This window comes from Kitasatospora sp. NPDC101801, assembly GCF_044766665.1.
Taxonomy (GTDB): domain Bacteria; phylum Actinomycetota; class Actinomycetes; order Streptomycetales; family Streptomycetaceae; genus Kitasatospora.
Genome location: NZ_JBIWML010000007.1, coordinates 34170 through 50435 on the forward strand (window position 1 = coordinate 34170; position 16266 = coordinate 50435).

Genomic DNA, 16266 nt, shown 5'->3' on the forward strand with positions numbered 1-16266 from the left:
TCAGTCCCGGTAGGTGCAGAGCGCCCAGACCACGAAGGCGTTCAGGGCGATCGCGACCAGCGACCAGAGCGGGTAGTAGGGCAGGAAGAGGAAGTTCAGCACCAGGTTGACCGAGACCAGGGCGATGCCGACCACCCGGCCCCAGGCGGCGCCCCTGAGCACGCCGTAGCCGACCAGCACCAGCACGAAGCCCATCGCCAGGTGGATCCAGCCCCAGCTGGTCAGGTTGAACTGGAAGACGTAGTTCGGGGTGGTCAGGTAGACGTCGTCCTTGGCGATCGCGACCACGCCCTGGAAGATCCCCAGCACGCCGTCGATCAGCATCATCACACCGGCGAACAGCACCAGGCCGGTGACCGCCCCGGTGTTGCGACGGCCTCCGCCGGAGACCGGCACGGGGCCTGACGGGTCGTAGAGCGGGCCGGATTCCTGGGCCATGACTGCCTCCTGGGGACCAACTGACGATGTACCAGTTTGTCCAATTATGTGAGCTGAGGCAGTGTCCGGCACGCCGGACGGAGCGGCCGATGGACGGCCGCCCGGCCGGGGGGTGACGATGGGAGGGCAGGAGAGGGGTCAGCATGCACGAGCACTGTTTCCACCGCGACCACGGCAGCCACTCGGTCACCGTCAACCTCCGGCGCGGTCTGCACACCGAGATCGAACTGCTGGTGGACGGCAAGGAGGTCGGCCTGCAGCGCGTTCACGGCCACGGCCCGTGGACCGTCCGGGACGCGCTGCCGGGCGACCCGCCCCGCCCGTTCACCGTCCGGGTCGGCCCGGAGGGGCCGTCCTGCGTGCTGGAGCTCGACGGGGCCGAGTGGCCGATGTCGGTCTGAGCCCGACCGTCAGCCGGCGAGCAGCTCGGCGGCGGTCGGCGGGGTGGCCCCGGCCCGGGAGACGGTGATCGCGGCGGCCCGGCCGGCGTACCGGAGCAGCGCGGTCAGGTCCGCCGGGGTGAGCGCCCCGAGCGCCGGTCGGCCGGTCGGGCCGAGCAGGCCCCGGCCGGCGAGGGCGTCCAGGGTGGCCGACATGAAGGCGTCGCCCGCGCCGACCGTGTCCACCACGGCCGTCGGCTCGGCGGCCGCCTCGACCGTGCCGCGCGGGGTGAAGGCGGCCGCGCCCCGTCCGCCCCGGGTGATCAGGACCAGGGCGGGACCGAGGCCGAGCCAGTGCTCGGCCACCCGCTGCTCGGACCAGCCGGGGTAGAGCCAGGCCAGGTCCTCGTCGCTGGCCTTCACCAGGTCGCTGAGCGCGACACAGCGCTCGACCCGGGCCGGCGCCGCCGCCGGTGCGCCGAACAGCGCGGGCCGGACGTTCGGGTCGTAGCTGACCGAGGCGCCCGGCCGGAGCCGCTCCAGCAGCCCGAGGGCGGCGTCCGCGCCGGGCGGCAGGACGGCGGCGATCGAGCCCAGGTGCACGTGGTCGGCCCCGGCCGGAGGGTCCACCGGCCGCAGCGACCAGTGGATGTCGAAGGTGTACCCGGCCCGGCCGTCCGGGTCGAGCGTGACGATCGCGGTCGGCGTGCGCACCCCGGTCCGGCCGTCGGCCGGCAGCTCCACCCCGGCCGACCGCAGGTGGGCGGCGATCAGCCGGCCCACCTCGTCGTCCCCGAGCTGGGTGAGCAGCGCCACCGGCCGGCCCAACCGGCCCAGCCCGTACGCCACGTTGGCCGGGCTGCCGCCCGGGTGCGGGACGTCCGGCCGCCCGGGGGCGCGGACGATGTCGGCCACGCTCTCGCCGATGACGAGGAAGGACGGGGTGGAGGTCGTCATGGGCCGTCGGCTCCGATGCGGTGGGGAGGGTCGCGGACGACCTTCACCGTACCGATCGCGCTGGTTGCCGGGGAGTGCGGCGGTTACGCTGGCCGCTCCTGGGGCGGGAGGTGGGTGTGGTGGGGGAGGGCGAGCTGCTGGCCGAGCTGCTGGTGGCGGTACGGGAGTCGGCCGGCCGGTCGGCGGCCCGGCCGTGGCTGGTCCGGCTGGCCGCCGGATCGGTGTCCGCCGGGACCCTGCGGGCGGCGGCCGAGGCGGCCGGGCTGGACCCGGACGAGGGCTTCCAGGGCTGGGTGGCGGACGGGCCCGGGGTGGCCGAGGCGCAGCGGCGACTGGACCGGCTGGCCGGGCGGTGTGCTGCGGGGGAGGGGCCCGAGGGGCTGTTGATCCTCACTCAGGGCGTCCCGGAGGGCGAGGTCCTGACTGCGCTCGGTGCGGTCGGCCGGCTGGCGGTCGGGCTGCTCCGGATCGGTCCCGACGCCGCTCTGCAGACCTTGGCGGACGCCCGGGCGGCGGCGGCGCTGGCGGCCGGCCGGTCCGGGCTCTGGCGGTTCCAGGACCTCTGGCCGCTGGCCGTGACCACGGCCGCGGCCGACCGGCTCGACCCGCTGCTGGCCCCGGCCGTCGCCACCGCCCGGACCTTTCCCCATCTGGCCGACGCGGTACGGGCGTTCGCCGACCACGGGTTCGCGGTCGGCCCGGCCGCCCGGGTGCTCCGGCTGTCCGCCGACGCGCTGGCCCGCCGCCTCGACCGCTGGCAGCAGCTCACCGGGGCGGACCTGCGGACGCTGCCCGGGCTGACCGCCTCGCGGGCGGCCGTGGAGCTGGCGGCACGCGGGCGCTGAGACCGACCCGGCGGCGGTGGTCCCGACGCCGTCGACCGGGGCCCGAGGGCTCCGGCCGACGGGCGGTGCCGTGGGTCAGGCGAGCAGCTTCTGCTTGGCCAGCCGGAACTCCTCCTCGGTCAGGGCGCCCTGTTCCTTGAGGGCGGCGAGCTTGGCGAGTTCGTCGATCCCGCCGCCGCTGCGGCCACCGGCCGAGCTGCCGCCACCGTCCGGTGTGCCGGCCGCCTTCCGGATGTAGTCCTTGAAGGCGGCGTCGGCCTGCTGCGCCTGTTCGGCGTCCCGGTGGCTCATCGACCTGCCGCGGACGATCAGGTAGACCAGGACACCCAGATAGGGCAGCAGGATCACGAAGATCAGCCACCCGGCCTTGCCCCAGCCGCCCATGTCGTGGCTGCGGAAGATATCCGTGATGATCTTGAAGAGCAGGAAGAACCAGAGGACCCAGAGGAACATCCACATCATGGTCCAGAACAGATTGAGCAGCGGATAGTCGTCCATGCCACCACAGTGGTGACTGCTCGGGCGCCCCGCGCGCGGAGCCGGGGCAGGTTGCGCCGTTCGGGGCCTGACGGTGCGTGGGGCCGGGGCCGGGGCCGGGGCCGGGACGCGGGTCGGGTCGGGACGGGGAGCCCTGTCGGCCGGGACGTCGGGACCGGGAGGCTGGGAACCCGGTGGCGGGCACGGGTTCCGGCCGTGCCGGGGGCGGGGCACCGGTCACCTGGCAGAGGAGCACGATGGCAACCTCAGCGAACTCCCCGAACTTCTCCGAGCGGTGCCCGAGGAACGACCACGCGGCGGACCTCGACCCGCACGACCTCCAGCTGGTCGCGTTCCGGTCCGACCCGGTGCGGCAGGCCCGGGACGCGGTCCTCGCGGTCAACGCCGACATGCGGCGGAACTACGCCGCCCTCAAGGCCGACCTGATCGGTCGGCTCACCCCGGTCATCGTGGTCGAGAACGACTCCCAGGGCGGTCGCTACACCCTGGTCCACGACGGCGAACGCGAGTCGGTGCACCCGGTCGCGGAGGTGTTCGAGCTCGCGAAGTCGATCGCCCACGTGCCGCTGGGGACGTTCTCGATCCTGGCCCCGTACCTGAAGGGCTCTCAGGGCGGCGGCTGGGTCCGCCCGCTGCAGGACTTCGCGGGCACCCTGACGGCGGCCCGTCGTCGGCTCGGTGCGGCCGACCTGCCCGCCGAGCTGGCGGTCTCGTCCGGCCGGATCCTCGACGCGGCACTCCGCTTCGCCGAGGAGACCGTCCGGCGCGGATCGTTCGACCGCGAGTCGTTCACCGACTTCTCCGGCAGCGTGTACGGCGACATCCGCACCACCATGGCGCACGCGGCCCGGGCCCAGATCGCCGGAGTGGAGGCGCTGCTGCGCCGGTGGCGGGACCAGGTCGGCGCGGAGCGGTGGCAGGACCTCTACACCGTGGTGCTGTCGATCTGGACCACCTCGGTGCTGAACCAGAACACGATCATCATCCGGCAGTTCATGAACCCCGCCAATGTCGACACCCACCTGCTCGACGTGCCGACCGCCCAGCTCCCGGCCGACCCGGTGCTCACCGCGCTCGACAACCTGGCCCGGATCGTGCAGGACAACGTCGCGGCGGAGCTGGTCTTCCCGGTCGATCAGGAGATCGCGGACGCGCTCAAGGGGAAGGAGGACCTGCTCTCCGACACCATCCAGGAGCAGCTGGCCTGCCCCTTCCGCACCGCGTCCTCGTAGCGGGGTGCGCCGATGGCCCCCGTGACGGCCATGACGGCCATGACGGCCGGGGTCGGCCGGGCCTGGCCGCTGGTCGGCCTGGTGCTGCTGGCCGTCAACCTGCGGACCGCGATCACCGGCATCGCGCCGGTGCTCGGCGACGTACGGGCCGCGTTCGGTCTGAACGGCCTCGAACTGAGCGTGCTGACCGCGCTGCCGGTGCTCTGCCTGGGAGCCTTCGCCGCGCTCGCGCCCGCGGTGGCCCGCCGGGCGGGTGTCGGGCCGACGGTCGCCGGCGCGCTGGCGCTGGTCACCACCGGCCTGCTGCTCCGGGCGGTCCCCGCCACGGCGGCCCTGTTCGCGGGCACGGTGCTGGCCGGGGTCGGCCTCGCGGTCGGCAACGTCCTGCTGCCGGCCTTCGTCAAACAGCACTTCCCCACCCGGGTGGGCCCGTGCACCGGCCTCGCGATGACGGCGATGGCGGGCAGCGCGGCGCTCGCCGCCGGAGCGGCCGTCCCGCTCGACCGCGCCGCCGGGCTGCCGGTGGCCCTCGCGGCCTGGGCGCTTCCCGCGCTGCTCGCCACCCTGGTCTGGTGCCTGCCGGTGCTGCGTGGTCACCGGACGCCGATTCCGGCGGCGAGTGCGGCGGACACCTCGTTGCTGCGCTCGCCGTCGGCCTGGGCGGTGGCGGGCTTCCTGGGGGCGGTGTCGCTGATGTTCTACGTACTGACCGCCTGGCTGCCGGAGTTGATGCGGGATCAGGGGTTCGGCGCGGCCGAGTCCGGGACGATGGTCTCGGTCATGCTGACCATCGGCATCCCGCTGGGCTTCGTCGTGCCGGTGGCCGCCGCCCGGCTGCGGGACCAGCGACCGCTGGTCGCCGGGATCGCGGTCGCCATGCTGGTGGGGCTCGGCGGCATCCTGCTCGCCCCACAGGTCGGCTGGCTCTGGGTCTCGGTGCTCGGTGTCGCCAACGGCAGTGCGTTCCCACTCGCCGTCACCCTGCTGAGCCTGCGCTCCCCGGACCCGGGGACCGCCGCCCGCCTGTCGGGCCTGGCCCAGACCGGCGGCTACCTGCTCGCCGCCCTCGGGCCGCTGGCGGTCGGGACGGTACGCACCGCCACCGGCGGCTGGACGGCCCCGCTCCTGCTGCTACTCGCCCTGGTGGTGCCCGAAGCCGTCTGCGGGCTGCTGGCCGCCCGCCCCGGCTTCGTCCGACCGGGCGTGGGCGTGCTCCGGGCCGTGGCCTGACGCCGCCGAGCACCGCAGCGGGGTGACTCGACATGCGCGCTGCGTCACCTTCCGGCGCGCCGTCGGCCGAGATCGGACGCGCCGGTCAAGGCAGGAGCCCGCGCCGGGACTTGGCTCGTGGGAGGGTGGTGTCATGAAGGTGATTGGTTTCGTGCTGAACGTGCTCTGGCTGATCTTCTGCGGCATCTGGATGGCGCTCGCCTACGTGCTCGCCGGGATCATCTGCTGCGTCCTCATCGTCACCATCCCGTTCGGCATCGCGTCGTTCCGGATCGCGGGCTACGTGCTCTGGCCGTTCGGGCGGACCACGGTGGAGCGGCCGGACGCCGGGGCCCCGTCCTGCGTCGGGAACGTGGTCTGGCTGGTGTTCGCCGGGTGGTGGCTGGCGCTGGGGCACATCGCGACCAGCATCCCGCTGTTCCTGTCGATCATCGGGATCCCGTTCGGCTGGGCGAACCTGAAGATGATCCCGATCTCGCTGATGCCGCTGGGCCGCGAAGTGGTCTCCACCGACGAGAAGTTCGGCGGCCGCTGAGCCGTCGCGGCTCAGCCGGTGGCGGCCCGGGCGCGGAGGACGGCGGCGGTGGCCTCGTCGGCCGGCAGGAACGCCTCCAGGTGCAGTTCGGCGAGCGTGACGTCCAGGGCGGTGGCGAACGACGTGATCGTGGTGATCAGGCGCAACTCGCCCTCGGGTGCGGCGAGTCGGAGCGGGACCGCGAAGCCGAGGTGCTCCGGGTCGGGTGCGGCGGGCGGCAGGTAGCCCTCCAGTTCGGCGACGAAGGCGGCCAGCCGGGCGTCGTGGTGGCCGTTCGCCGAGGCCCGCCGGATGTTCTCGGTGACGTGGCGGCCCCACTGCGGGAGGTTCAGCACCCGGCGGGCCATGCCGTCGGGGTGCAGCAGCAGCCGGATCAGGTTGACCGGCGGAGTGAGCAGTTCGGCCGAGCAGCCCTCGGTGATCAGGTCCACCGCGCTGTTCGCGGCCACCAGTTCGCCGTACGGGCGGAGCACCAGGGCCGGGTACGGAAGGTGGCCGCGCAGGATCACCTCCAGTGCCTCCCGGACCGGGCCGAGCATCGGGGTCTCCAGCCGGGACTCGGGGTACACGGGTGCGTAACCGGCCGAGTGCAGCAGCGCGTTGCGCTCGCGCAGCGGCAGGTCGAGCGACTCCGCGATCCGGATCACCATGGTCCGCCCGGGGCGGGAGCGGCCACGCTCCATGAAGCTCAGGTGCCGCTGGGTGGTGCCCGCCCGCAGGGCCAGTTCGAGTTGGCTCAGCCTGCGCTCGGTCCGGCGGCGGCGTAACTCGGCGGGGAACGGGCCGGGTTCGGTCACGGTGCTCACCGGACGGTTATAGCCCGCCCCGTCATTCCCTGCACGGAATTGAGACGGCTCGTCGGCTCGCGCAGGATCGTCCCTGTCACCCCGTCGAGGCGCCGGCCGTCCCAAGTCCCCTTGGATGCGCCGGGGTTCGGGCACACCTGAGGAGAGTCATGAAGAGCTACCACCTGACCGGCACGGGCACCGGAGCGGCTGGCCTGACGCTGCGTGAGCACGAGGTGCCCGAACCGGGCCCCGGGCAGGTGCTGGTGCGGATGCGTGCCAACGCCGTCAGCTTCCGGGACGGGCTGATCCTGGCCGACGACTACCCGCTGCCGGTGGTGCCGGGTGTGGTCGCCGGGTGCGAGGGAGCCGGGGAGGTGGTCGGGGTCGGTCCGGCCGTCGGCACCTTCGGGGTCGGTGACCGGGTCGCGCTGACGGTTTTCCCGGACTGGCTGGACGGCCCGTTCGGGCTGGACCGGGCCGCCCAGCTGGGCTCCTCGCTGGACGGCGCGCTGACCGAGTACCGGGTGGTCGCGGAGCGGGCCCTGGTGCGGATACCCGGACACCTGTCGTACGAGGAGGCCGCCGCGCTGCCGCTCACCGCGCTGACCGCGTGGAACGCCCTCACCGGCGGCCGGCCGCTGCTCCCCGGCGAGGCCGTGCTCACCCTGGGCACCGGCGCGGTCAGCCTGGCGGCGGTGCAACTGGCCCTGCTGGCCGGCGCCCGGGTGATCGCCACCACCTCGGGCGGGCCGAAGGCCGTACGGCTCAAGGAGCTCGGCGTGCACGAGGTGATCGACCGGACCGCCGAGCCGGACTGGCACGAGCGGGTCCGCGAGCTCACCGGCGGCCGGGGTGCGGACCAGGTGGTGCACGTCGCGGGTCCGCTGGAGCAGTCGCTGCGCGCGGCCGGGATCGGCGCCGAGCTGGCGTACGTCGGCTTCCGGGTCGCCGACGCCCCCACCGCCCCGCCGGTGGACGCCCGGCTGCTGTTCGCCTCGGGGGTGCAGGTGCGCAGTGTCGCGGTCGGCAGCCGGGCGCAGTTCACCGCGCTGAACCGGGCGTTGGAGGTGCACGGGGTCCGGCCGGTGCTGGACCAGGTGTTCCCGTTCGCCGAGGTCCTGGCGGCGTTCCGGTACCACCGGGAAGGCGGTGCCTTCGGCCGGGTGGTGATCAGCCACGGGTAGTGGCCGGCCCGTGCACCTGGCCGCGCACGGTGGGACGCCCCGGGCGGTCGGCCGAACTCCGTTCCCGCGGAGCGCTGTTCGGCCGTCCGGCGGTGGAACGTGAATTCCGCGTGTCCGCCTGCTGGGCACCATTGCGGGCCGCCGAGGCCGGCCCCTATTGTCGCTGCCATGGCAGCCGGAGAGTTCCTCGCTGCCCGCCGCCACGTCGATCTCGGCCGACTGGCCAGCGGGCTCTGTAGCCCCGCCGCGTGACCTCCGCGGCTCGTCGGCGCTGATCACGGCGCTGACGAAGCCCTTTCCGTGATTCCCCGGTGGGTGCCCTCCCCCCTCCCCGGAGCACGCGTTCTCCCACAACTCCGGCATCGATTCGGCATACCCTGCCGCAGCCGCCGGAGTTCACCGACGCCGAAAGGAATTCCGTGGTGCCCGAGAACAGCCGTCCCGAATTCGGCCGGCGGGGCTTCCTCGCCGGAGCCGCCGCCGTGGCCGCCGCCGGAGCCGTCCCGCTGACGGCCGCGCCCGCCGCGGCCGCGCCGACCGCCGCCCGTCCGAACATCCTGCTGATCGTCACCGACGACCAGCCCAAGCACACCGACTGGGCGATCCAGAACACCATCGCCTGGCTCGGCGGCCAGGGCGTGACCTATCCCAACGGCCATGTCGCCACGCCGCTCTGCGCACCGTCCCGGTCCTCGATCTTCTCCGGCCGGTTCGCCCACAACCACGGGGTCCGCAACAACGGCGCCTCGGCCGCGCTGGACCAGCACACCACCGTGCAGCGATACCTGAGCCAGGCGGGCTACCGCACCGGCCTGTTCGGCAAGTACCTCAACTCCTGGGCGCTGGCGGACAATCCGCCGCACTTCGAGGACTGGCTACTGCTCCAGCCGTCCTACCAGGACGCCCGGTACAACGACAACGGGACCGTCCGCACCATCAACGGCTACGCCACCAACGTGATCAAGAACCACACGCTGGCCTTCCTCGACAAGGCGGCCACCGACACCCGCCCGTGGTTCGCCTACGTCACCCCGTACGCCTCGCACGAACCCAACAAGCCGGCCCCCAAGTACGCCGACACTCCGGTCCCGGCCTGGAACGGCCGGCCCTCGGTGACCGAGGAGGACCGCAGCGACAAGCCCGCCTACATCCGCGACGCCACCGCCACCCTGACGGACGCCCGGGAGCTGCGGCAGCGGCAACTCCGCACCCTGCTCTCGGTGGACGACGCGGTGCAGGCGTTCCACGACAAGCTGGCCGCGCTCGGCCAGCTCGACAACACCCTGGTCGTCTACCTCGGCGACAACGGCTACACCTGGGCCGACCACGGCTGGCTGAAGAAGTCGGTGCCGTACTCCCCGTCCCACCAGGTGCCGTTCTACCTCTCCTGGCCGGCCGGCGGCCTCGGCGCGGGCACCACCGACAACCGGATCGCCGCCAACATCGACGTCGCCCCGACCATCCTGGACGCGGCCGGCATCGTCCCGGACACCCCGCAGGACGGCCGCTCGCTGCTCGGCGACCAACGGCGCGACCACCTGCTGGTCGAGTGGTGGCGGCAGGGCACCGGGGCCGGTACGCCCAACACCTGGGCCTCGTACGTCGCCACCGACCGGCAGTACACCGAGTACTACGACCTCAAGACCGACGCCGCCGGGACGGTCACCGGCACCGGGCAGGTGCTGTTCCGGGAGTACTACGACCTGGTGAGCGACCCGTACCAGCTGCAGAACCTGCTGTACCAGGCCACCCCGCAGCAGGAGCAGGCACTCGGCATCCCGGCCCTGGCCGCCCGGTTGGCGGCCGACCGCGCACTCTGACCGAGCCGACCCGACCCGTCACCGTCCCCCGGGCCGTCCGGCCCGGGGGACGACCCTTCGAGAGGACGACCGACGTTGAGCACCGAGCCGATCAAGCCCTGCTGCACCCCGGGCCGGGCCGGGGCGGGCCCGGCGGTGCTCACCCTGGCCACCGCTCCCGCCCGCACCGCCCCCGCCCGCACCACTCCCGCCCGCACCGCCCCTGCGCGTACCGCCCGGGGGCTGCTCGCCCTGCCGGGCGGTCGGTTCCTGATGGGCACCGACGATCCGGTGGGCTTCCCGGCCGACGGCGAGGGGCCGGTCCGCGAGGTCGAGGTCGGGCCGTTCCGGATCTCGCCGACGGCCGTCACCAACGCCCGGTTCGCCGGCTTCGTGAAGGCCACCGGGTACGTCACCGAGGCCGAGCGGTTCGGGTTCAGCTTCGTCTTCGAGGGCTTCCTGGCCCCGGCGGCGGCCACCGCACCGTCGGTGGCGGGCGTCCCGTGGTGGCGCGCGGTGGGGGGTGCTGACTGGCGCCGGCCCGAGGGCCCCGGCTCTTCGGCCGGCGCCCGGCAGAACCACCCGGTGGTGCACGTCTCCTGGCACGACGCCCAGGCGTACTGCGCCTGGTCCGGCAGCCGGCTGCCGACCGAGGCCGAGTGGGAGTACGCCGCCCGGGGCGGGCTGGAGCAGAAGCGCTACCCGTGGGGTGACCAACTCACCCCCGGCGGACGGCAGATGTGCAACATCTGGCAGGGCGTCTTCCCCGCCCTGAACACCGCCGCCGACCACCCCGGCACCGCCCCCGTGAAGACCTACCGCCCCAACGGCCACGGCCTGTACAACGTGGCCGGCAACGTCTGGGAGTGGTGCGCCGACTGGTTCAGCCCCGACTTCCACCGGACCGGCCCCCGCCACCACCCGGTCGGCCCGCCGGACGGCACCCGCCGGGTGATGCGCGGCGGTTCGCACATGTGCCACGACTCCTACTGCAACCGCTACCGGGTGGCCGCCCGCAGCTCCAACACCCCCGACAGTTCGGCGGGCAACATCGGCTTCCGGGTCGCCGCCTGAGGGGCTGGCGCCGCCGTCCGTCAGGAGGTAGACAGATCGTCATGAGTGCCGACGGATCCGTGAACTTCCTGCCCAGCTTCACCCCCGCCGACCTGGCCGGGGACGGCTTCCGGCTGCGTCCGTGGAGCCGGGTCGGTGAACCGGAGCGCCGGGCAAGGGAGTTGGTCGCCGTCGCCGCCGACCCGGTGCTGTCCCTGTGGAACCCGCTGCTGGCCCCCACCGTCCTGCACGCCGAACGCTGGCTGGCCGGCCGGACCGCCGGCTGGGACCGTGGCGACCTGGCCTCCTTCGCCCTCCTCGACGACGACTTCGACGAACTCCTCGGCGCCGTCGCCGTCCGCTGGGCGGACCGGGCGGACGGCATCGCGATGATCGGCTACTGGCTGGTCCCGGCCGCCCGGGGCCGCGGCCTCGCCACCCGCGGCCTGGAAGCCGTCACCCACTGGGCCTTCACCACCGCCGACGCCCGCCGGATCGAACTCGCCCACGCCGTCGGCAACTCCGCCTCCTGCCGAGTGGCCGACCGGGCCGGCTACCCCCTGGAGGGCACCCTCCGCAAGAGCCACCGCTTCGGCGACGGCACCTACCACGACGAACACCTCCACGCCCGCCTCGCCACCGACTGAACCCAGGGCGGCGCCGCCGACTTTTCGGCAACTGCTCAACCGGCTACGGCCCAGGGGCTCGGTGCTCTGCTGGTGTGCGGCCCCGCCGCGTGGGCGACGCCGGCCCTTGCAAGGTGGTCCGTTCCGGGGTGGTCAGGCACTTTCGCAGTGCCCCGCACGCCGGATCTCCTCGCCCACGCGGCGGAGCCGCACGTCGGCAGAGCCCCGAGCCCCTGGACCGTAGACCTGGAGCGCCTGCCTGGAGCCCAGCCCCGAGCCCCTGACCGTTGATGCCCGCGATCGCCTTCCGCCGGGCTGACCCGCCGTCACTCCGCTGCGGCCGTGCCGACCTGCACGATCGCCTTCCCGGTGTTCGCCCCCGCCAGCATCCCGAGGAAGGCGTGCACCGACCGGTCGAAGCCGACCGTCACTGTCTCGTCCGGCACCAGCACCCCCGAGCGCAGGTACGGCGCGAGGTACTCCTCCAACTCGCCCTGCACCTCCCGGTGGTTGCGGACCAGAAAGCCCTCCAGCCGCAGGCTCTTGCTCACCACGTCGTAGAGGTTGTACGGCGCGGCGGGCGGGTTCGCGGCATCGTCGTACTGCGCCACCGCCCCGCACCAGGCGATTCGGCCGCCGTCCCGCAACACGTCGATGGCACCGGCCAGATGGTCCCCGCCGACGTTGTCGAAGTACACGTCCAGGCCGTCCGGGGCGGCCCTGCGCAGCTGCTCGCCGACCGGGCCGTCGTGGTGGTCGAAGGCGGCGTCGAAGCCGAGCCGCTCGGTCAGGTGCCGCACCTTGACGGCCGAGCCGGTGCTCCCGACCAGCCGGCCGACCCCCATCAGCCGGGCCAGCTGGCCGACCGCCGTCCCCACGCCGCCCGCCGCCGCGCTCACGTACAGGCTCTCGCCGGGTTGGAGCCGGGCGATCCGGGTCAGGCCGACGTACGCCGTCAGGCCGGTGCCGCCGAGCAGGCTCAGGTAGGTGCGGAACGGCACTCCGGCCGGCGGGGTGACCACCCGGACGCCGGCCGAGCGGAGGGCGGGCACCCCGGGCTCGCGGAGCCGGACCTGCACCCCGCCCGGGTCGGGCGCGGCGGACCGGTGCGGGATCTGATCCGGGCTCAGCAGGGCGTGGGTCCGCCAGCCCAGCCGGTGCGCGACCAGGTCGCCGACTTTCAGTTGATCTGACCGGGACTCCACCACCCGGCCGAGCGCGCGACCCTCCATGGGGGCGTGCAGGTCACCGAAGTCCATCACTTCGCGCATGTACGGGTCGACCGAGAAGTACAGGTTCTCCACCAGCGCGCCGCCCGGTTCGACCGGCGGGAGCGGGGCCTCGACGAAGGCGAAGTCGGTGGCGGTGGCGCGGCCCTGCGGACGGGCGACCTGGTGGACGAAGCGGGCGGTGACGGCGGTGCGGGTCATGGTGGGGCTCCCTGTTCGGTGTGGTGATCACGCTAGGGAGCTCCCGGGCGGCCGGGCAGGGGGTCGCGTCGATGGTCGAGGCCGTTCCATGAGCACAGTTCATGGAAGCCGGTGAGCCGGGGTAGGTTGCCCGGATGACCGATCTCGCCCCGCACGAGCTGCGCATCCTGGTCGCCGTCGACCGCGACCGCAGCTTCACGGCCGCCGCCACGGCGCTCGGCATGTCGCAGTCCGCCGTCTCGCACGCCGTCCGCGGGTGCGAGCGCAAGCTCGGCGCCGTGCTGTTCGAGCGCGGTCGGCACGGGGCGCGTCCCACCCCGGCGGGCGCGCAGGCCGCCGCCCACGCCCGGCAGATCCTGCACCTGCTCGCCACCCTGGCCACCGAGACCCGGGCCGCCGCCCGGCAGGATGCCGAAGTCACCGGCCCGCTCCGGATCGTGGCGTTCCGCAGCGCCGCCGCCCACCTGCTGCCCGGGGTGCTCGCCCGGCTGAAGGACCGTCACCCCGGCCTCGAACCGGAGCTGCGGATCGTCCGCGAGATCGGCCGCGGCACGGCCGGTGAAGTCGCCGACGGCCACGCCGAACTGGGCATCGCCACCCTGGGCGCGGCCACCGGCCAGGCCCCGTCCCCGACGCTGCCAGGACTGCTCGCGGGCCGCCTGTTCACCGAGCCGTACGCGCTGGCGCACCCGATCGGTCACCCCCGGCCGCGCACCCTGCCGCTGGTCGACTGGGACGAGAACTGCGGCTCGTACACCCGCGACTGGTGGCGCAGCCAGGACTGGATCCCGCCCGCCACGGTGAACGTCGAGGACGACACGGTCACCCTCTCGCTGGTCGCCCAGGGCCTCGGCATGTCGATCATGCCCGCCCTCACCCTGCTGGGCGCCCCGCCCGGGGTGGCCGTCACCGGCCTCGGCCCGCAGCCGCCCACCCGGACGGTCGGCTACGTCACCACCCCCGCGCTGGCCCGGACCGCCGCCGTCCGGGAGCTGATCCGCGAACTCCGGTCCGCCCCGGCCCCGGTGCTCGTCGGCCAGGGCTCCGACTAGCGCCCCTCCCGGTGCCCCGACCGGTGGTCCGGCAGTGCCTCGCGCAGCCGCCGGAACTCCTCGGCGATCCCGTCCAGCGTGTAGTGGGCGTTCAGGCCGCTGGGGTTGGGCAGCACCCACACCTCGGTGTCGCCGATCCCCTCCGGCTGCGGCCCGACCACCGCGCCCCGCCGTCCGAACGCGGTCCGGTACGCCCCGATCCCCAGCACCGCGAGCACCTCGGGCCGCAGCCGGGTCACCCGCTCCACCAGCGCCTGCCCGCCCGACCGGTACTCCTCGGCGGTGAGTTCGTCCGCCTTGGCGGTGGTCCTGGCCACCACGTTGGTGATGCCGAGCCCGTGGTCGAGCAACTCCAGTTGCTCCGCCGGTCCGAGCTGACGGGGCGTGAAGCCCGAGCGGTGCAGCGCGGGCCAGAACCGGTTGCCCGGCCGGGCGAAGTGCCGACCGGTCGCCCCGGACCACAGCCCCGGGTTGATGCCGCAGAACAGCACCCGCAGTCCTGGTGCCACCACATCCGGCACGGTCCGGTCCCGGGCTGCCGCCAGTTCCTCGGCGGTGGGCCGGGGTTGACGTACCGTCGGCTTGCTCTGCTCGTTCATCCGTCCAGTCTGCCCGCTCCGCCGTCGCCCTTGCCCTCGCCCCCGCCGACGCCCGGTCGCTCGGCGCGTTCGAACGCACAGCGAGTTCGATAATCCGCTCCCGCACCGTTGTCGGAAGGCGCAGAATGGCTGGATGTCCTACGAACTGAAGGCGCTGATCGCATCGCGGGAACTGCTCGACGTGGTGGCGGCCGAGGTGCCGGTCGCCCGGGTCGCCGGACTCGAACAGAAACTGGCGCTGATCCCGATGACGGACCTTCTCTTCGACACCGTCACCGAGCACGGCGGCGCGATCCAGCCCGGCTTCACGTCCTTCCCGGGCGGCTTCGGGCGCCGGATGGCGGCCTGGTCCAAGGCGGGCCCGATCGGCTACGTCGAGGCGGACTTCTGTGGCGGTGAGGGCACCCAGCACGCGGCGGTCTGGTTCGACGCCCAGGTGGTGCTCGGGCCGCTCTCCTCGGTGACCGGCCAGCCGTTCGCGGTCGAGGGCAGCCCGATCTCCCAGGCACTGCGCCGGGTCGGCGCCCAACACAGCCACGGACAGGACGAGTTCGAGGCGGTCGGGCTCGACCGGCACCGGCGGCTGGTCGACTGGTGTTCCGGCTGACCGACCCAAAACCCTTACCGCGCCCGGGCCCCGGACCATTCGGCGTACAACCGGTGGCCGGGGCAGGTGCGGTGGCCCAACGTGAAGTTCAGGCGATTCCGCCTGTACTTCACTGAGAGGAAGCGCAATCCCATGCGTGCCACCTGGACGGCCGTCGTGCTGACCGCAACCCTTGGCCTTGCCACGGTCACCACCACGTCCGTCACCGTCGCCAATGCTGCCGACACCGCTGCGGCGACCACCATCCGTCCCCTAGCTCCGCCCCTCCCGCTGCCCCCGATCGTCCCGCCCGCGCCGGACCTGCCGGTGAAGCCCCCGGTGGACCTGCCCGTGAAGCCTCCGGGCGGTGACCTGCCGGTGAAGCCCCCGGTCGACCTGCCCGTGAAGCCTCCGGGCGGTGACCTGCCGGTGAAGCCCCCGGTCGACCTGCCCGTGAAGCCTCCGGGCGGCGCAGACCTCCCGGCTCTCCCTGACCCGGGCAAGAACCTTGCGGTGCTCGGCTCGCTCGGCGACGTGCTCGGTCAGATCACCAAGCTGGTGACCTCCGCGACCTCCGCCAGCCCCGACCCGGCCGCCCTGCAGAAGCAACTGGCCGACCTCCAGGCGGCGGTGAAGTCCCTGCTGGGCCTGCTGCCGGCCGCGCCCGTCGCGGTCCCGGCGCCCGTCCCCGGCCTGCCGGTCGACGACACCCGGGGTCTCCCGCCGCTGCCGGCCAACCCGACGGACGCCCTCGGCCAGGTCGAGAAGTCCGCAGCCGACCTGGTGGCCAAGGCCACCGCCGCCAAGCCCGACCCGACGGCCGTCAAGGACGCGGTGTCCCCGCTCTCCACCAGCACCGTCACCGCCACCGTGGCCACCGCGACCGCCCTGGTCACCGGCTGACCCACCCCGCACCCAGACGTCGGGGCCCGGGCCCGGCACGGGCCGGGCCCCGCCGGGCGCGCGTGGGGCGCGTGCGGGGGATGGGACCGACGGGGGAGGGAACGCCCCGGCGCGTCGCGTGAGGCGGCGCG

Annotated in this window: 18 protein-coding genes; 12 read left to right on the top strand and 6 right to left on the bottom strand. The window is 73.9% G+C overall.

The genetic code is table 11. From position 1 onward, the window contains the following. Positions 1-438: a hypothetical protein gene (locus ACIRPK_RS11700; RefSeq protein ID WP_403036456.1), complete on the bottom strand. Its 438-nt coding sequence runs from the start codon at positions 436-438 to the stop codon at positions 1-3. A gap of 143 nt (positions 439-581) precedes the next feature. Here ACIRPK_RS11700 and ACIRPK_RS11705 point away from each other — a divergent pair, with 143 nt between their 5' ends. Further along, a complete protein-coding gene (locus tag ACIRPK_RS11705; protein WP_403036459.1) occupies positions 582-839 on the top strand; it encodes a hypothetical protein in 258 nt (85 codons plus the stop codon). A 9-nt stretch (positions 840-848) separates the two neighbouring features. On the opposite strand, the gene ACIRPK_RS11710 is transcribed toward ACIRPK_RS11705, so the two are convergent. Continuing rightward, the gene (locus ACIRPK_RS11710) at positions 849-1775 is read right to left on the bottom strand and encodes a carbohydrate kinase (protein WP_403036462.1); all 927 of its coding nucleotides are present in this window, start codon (positions 1773-1775) and stop codon (positions 849-851) included. 119 nt (positions 1776-1894) lie between these two features. Here ACIRPK_RS11710 and ACIRPK_RS11715 point away from each other — a divergent pair, with 119 nt between their 5' ends. Next, positions 1895-2620, top strand: a complete 726-nt coding sequence (locus tag ACIRPK_RS11715; protein ID WP_403036465.1) for a helix-turn-helix domain-containing protein — start codon at positions 1895-1897, stop codon at positions 2618-2620. 75 nt (positions 2621-2695) lie between these two features. On the opposite strand, the gene ACIRPK_RS11720 is transcribed toward ACIRPK_RS11715, so the two are convergent. Then, entirely contained in the window at positions 2696-3118 is a 423-nt protein-coding gene (locus ACIRPK_RS11720; protein ID WP_403036467.1) for an SHOCT domain-containing protein, read from the bottom strand. 236 nt (positions 3119-3354) lie between these two features. Between ACIRPK_RS11720 and ACIRPK_RS11725 the strand changes: the two genes are divergently transcribed. The 3 genes from ACIRPK_RS11725 (at position 3355) to ACIRPK_RS11735 (ending at position 6115) form a co-directional block, all read left to right on the top strand. Beyond that, positions 3355-4350, top strand: a complete 996-nt coding sequence (locus ACIRPK_RS11725) for a hypothetical protein (RefSeq protein WP_403036470.1) — start codon at positions 3355-3357, stop codon at positions 4348-4350. A 12-nt stretch (positions 4351-4362) separates the two neighbouring features. Further along, positions 4363-5580: an MFS transporter gene (locus tag ACIRPK_RS11730; RefSeq protein WP_403036473.1), complete on the top strand. Its 1218-nt coding sequence runs from the start codon at positions 4363-4365 to the stop codon at positions 5578-5580. A gap of 133 nt (positions 5581-5713) precedes the next feature. Next, positions 5714-6115, top strand: a complete 402-nt coding sequence (locus tag ACIRPK_RS11735; protein WP_403036476.1) for a YccF domain-containing protein — start codon at positions 5714-5716, stop codon at positions 6113-6115. A gap of 11 nt (positions 6116-6126) precedes the next feature. Here ACIRPK_RS11735 and ACIRPK_RS11740 read toward each other — a convergent pair whose 3' ends face one another. Beyond that, positions 6127-6921: a helix-turn-helix domain-containing protein gene (locus tag ACIRPK_RS11740; RefSeq protein ID WP_403036478.1), complete on the bottom strand. Its 795-nt coding sequence runs from the start codon at positions 6919-6921 to the stop codon at positions 6127-6129. Between the two features lie 149 nt (positions 6922-7070). On the opposite strand from ACIRPK_RS11740, the gene ACIRPK_RS11745 reads away from it, so the two are divergent. The 4 genes from ACIRPK_RS11745 to ACIRPK_RS11760 all read left to right on the top strand — a co-directional run bounded on the left by ACIRPK_RS11745 (position 7071) and on the right by ACIRPK_RS11760 (position 11586). Further along, complete coding sequence (locus ACIRPK_RS11745) at positions 7071-8087, top strand: NAD(P)-dependent alcohol dehydrogenase (protein WP_403036481.1); 1017 nt, start codon at positions 7071-7073, stop codon at positions 8085-8087. Between the two features lie 422 nt (positions 8088-8509). Continuing rightward, entirely contained in the window at positions 8510-9907 is a 1398-nt protein-coding gene (locus tag ACIRPK_RS11750; protein WP_403036483.1) for a sulfatase, read from the top strand. A 75-nt stretch (positions 9908-9982) separates the two neighbouring features. Beyond that, positions 9983-10960 (top strand): formylglycine-generating enzyme family protein, encoded by a 978-nt coding sequence (locus ACIRPK_RS11755; RefSeq protein WP_403036486.1) that lies wholly within the window; start codon positions 9983-9985, stop codon positions 10958-10960. Between the two features lie 41 nt (positions 10961-11001). Beyond that, positions 11002-11586 carry a GNAT family N-acetyltransferase gene (locus ACIRPK_RS11760; RefSeq protein ID WP_403036489.1) on the top strand — a complete coding sequence of 195 codons (585 nt, stop codon included), beginning with the start codon at positions 11002-11004 and terminating at the stop codon, positions 11584-11586. A gap of 305 nt (positions 11587-11891) precedes the next feature. On the opposite strand, the gene ACIRPK_RS11765 is transcribed toward ACIRPK_RS11760, so the two are convergent. Continuing rightward, positions 11892-12995: an NADP-dependent oxidoreductase gene (locus tag ACIRPK_RS11765; RefSeq protein ID WP_403036492.1), complete on the bottom strand. Its 1104-nt coding sequence runs from the start codon at positions 12993-12995 to the stop codon at positions 11892-11894. A 134-nt stretch (positions 12996-13129) separates the two neighbouring features. Here ACIRPK_RS11765 and ACIRPK_RS11770 point away from each other — a divergent pair, with 134 nt between their 5' ends. Beyond that, on the top strand, positions 13130-14047 hold the full coding sequence (locus tag ACIRPK_RS11770) for a LysR family transcriptional regulator (protein ID WP_403036494.1): 918 nt from the start codon (positions 13130-13132) through the stop codon (positions 14045-14047). On the opposite strand, the gene mug is transcribed toward ACIRPK_RS11770, so the two are convergent. Next, on the bottom strand, positions 14044-14646 hold the full coding sequence (mug, locus tag ACIRPK_RS11775) for a G/U mismatch-specific DNA glycosylase (RefSeq protein WP_403036497.1): 603 nt from the start codon (positions 14644-14646) through the stop codon (positions 14044-14046). The two genes, ACIRPK_RS11770 and mug, sit on opposite strands and share 4 nt — an antisense overlap. 133 nt (positions 14647-14779) lie before the next feature. Here mug and ACIRPK_RS11780 point away from each other — a divergent pair, with 133 nt between their 5' ends. Both ACIRPK_RS11780 and ACIRPK_RS11785 read left to right on the top strand, forming a co-directional pair. Further along, positions 14780-15253 carry a hypothetical protein gene (locus ACIRPK_RS11780; RefSeq protein WP_403036500.1) on the top strand — a complete coding sequence of 158 codons (474 nt, stop codon included), beginning with the start codon at positions 14780-14782 and terminating at the stop codon, positions 15251-15253. Positions 15254-15385: 132 nt separating this feature from the next. Continuing rightward, positions 15386-16135, top strand: a complete 750-nt coding sequence (locus tag ACIRPK_RS11785) for a hypothetical protein (protein WP_403036503.1) — start codon at positions 15386-15388, stop codon at positions 16133-16135. Positions 16136-16266 lie beyond the last annotated feature (131 nt).

Coding starts and splice junctions, on each gene's coding strand:
- ACIRPK_RS11700 (WP_403036456.1), bottom strand. CDS start 438: ATGGCCCAGGAATCCGGCCCGCTCTACGACCCGTCAGGCCCCGTGCCG.
- ACIRPK_RS11705 (WP_403036459.1), top strand. CDS start 582: ATGCACGAGCACTGTTTCCACCGCGACCACGGCAGCCACTCGGTCACC.
- ACIRPK_RS11710 (WP_403036462.1), bottom strand. CDS start 1,775: ATGACGACCTCCACCCCGTCCTTCCTCGTCATCGGCGAGAGCGTGGCC.
- ACIRPK_RS11720 (WP_403036467.1), bottom strand. CDS start 3,118: ATGGACGACTATCCGCTGCTCAATCTGTTCTGGACCATGATGTGGATG.
- ACIRPK_RS11725 (WP_403036470.1), top strand. CDS start 3,355: ATGGCAACCTCAGCGAACTCCCCGAACTTCTCCGAGCGGTGCCCGAGG.
- ACIRPK_RS11730 (WP_403036473.1), top strand. CDS start 4,363: ATGGCCCCCGTGACGGCCATGACGGCCATGACGGCCGGGGTCGGCCGG.
- ACIRPK_RS11735 (WP_403036476.1), top strand. CDS start 5,714: ATGAAGGTGATTGGTTTCGTGCTGAACGTGCTCTGGCTGATCTTCTGC.
- ACIRPK_RS11745 (WP_403036481.1), top strand. CDS start 7,071: ATGAAGAGCTACCACCTGACCGGCACGGGCACCGGAGCGGCTGGCCTG.
- ACIRPK_RS11760 (WP_403036489.1), top strand. CDS start 11,002: ATGAGTGCCGACGGATCCGTGAACTTCCTGCCCAGCTTCACCCCCGCC.
- ACIRPK_RS11765 (WP_403036492.1), bottom strand. CDS start 12,995: ATGACCCGCACCGCCGTCACCGCCCGCTTCGTCCACCAGGTCGCCCGT.
- ACIRPK_RS11770 (WP_403036494.1), top strand. CDS start 13,130: ATGACCGATCTCGCCCCGCACGAGCTGCGCATCCTGGTCGCCGTCGAC.
- mug (WP_403036497.1), bottom strand. CDS start 14,646: ATGAACGAGCAGAGCAAGCCGACGGTACGTCAACCCCGGCCCACCGCC.
- ACIRPK_RS11780 (WP_403036500.1), top strand. CDS start 14,780: ATGTCCTACGAACTGAAGGCGCTGATCGCATCGCGGGAACTGCTCGAC.
- ACIRPK_RS11785 (WP_403036503.1), top strand. CDS start 15,386: ATGCGTGCCACCTGGACGGCCGTCGTGCTGACCGCAACCCTTGGCCTT.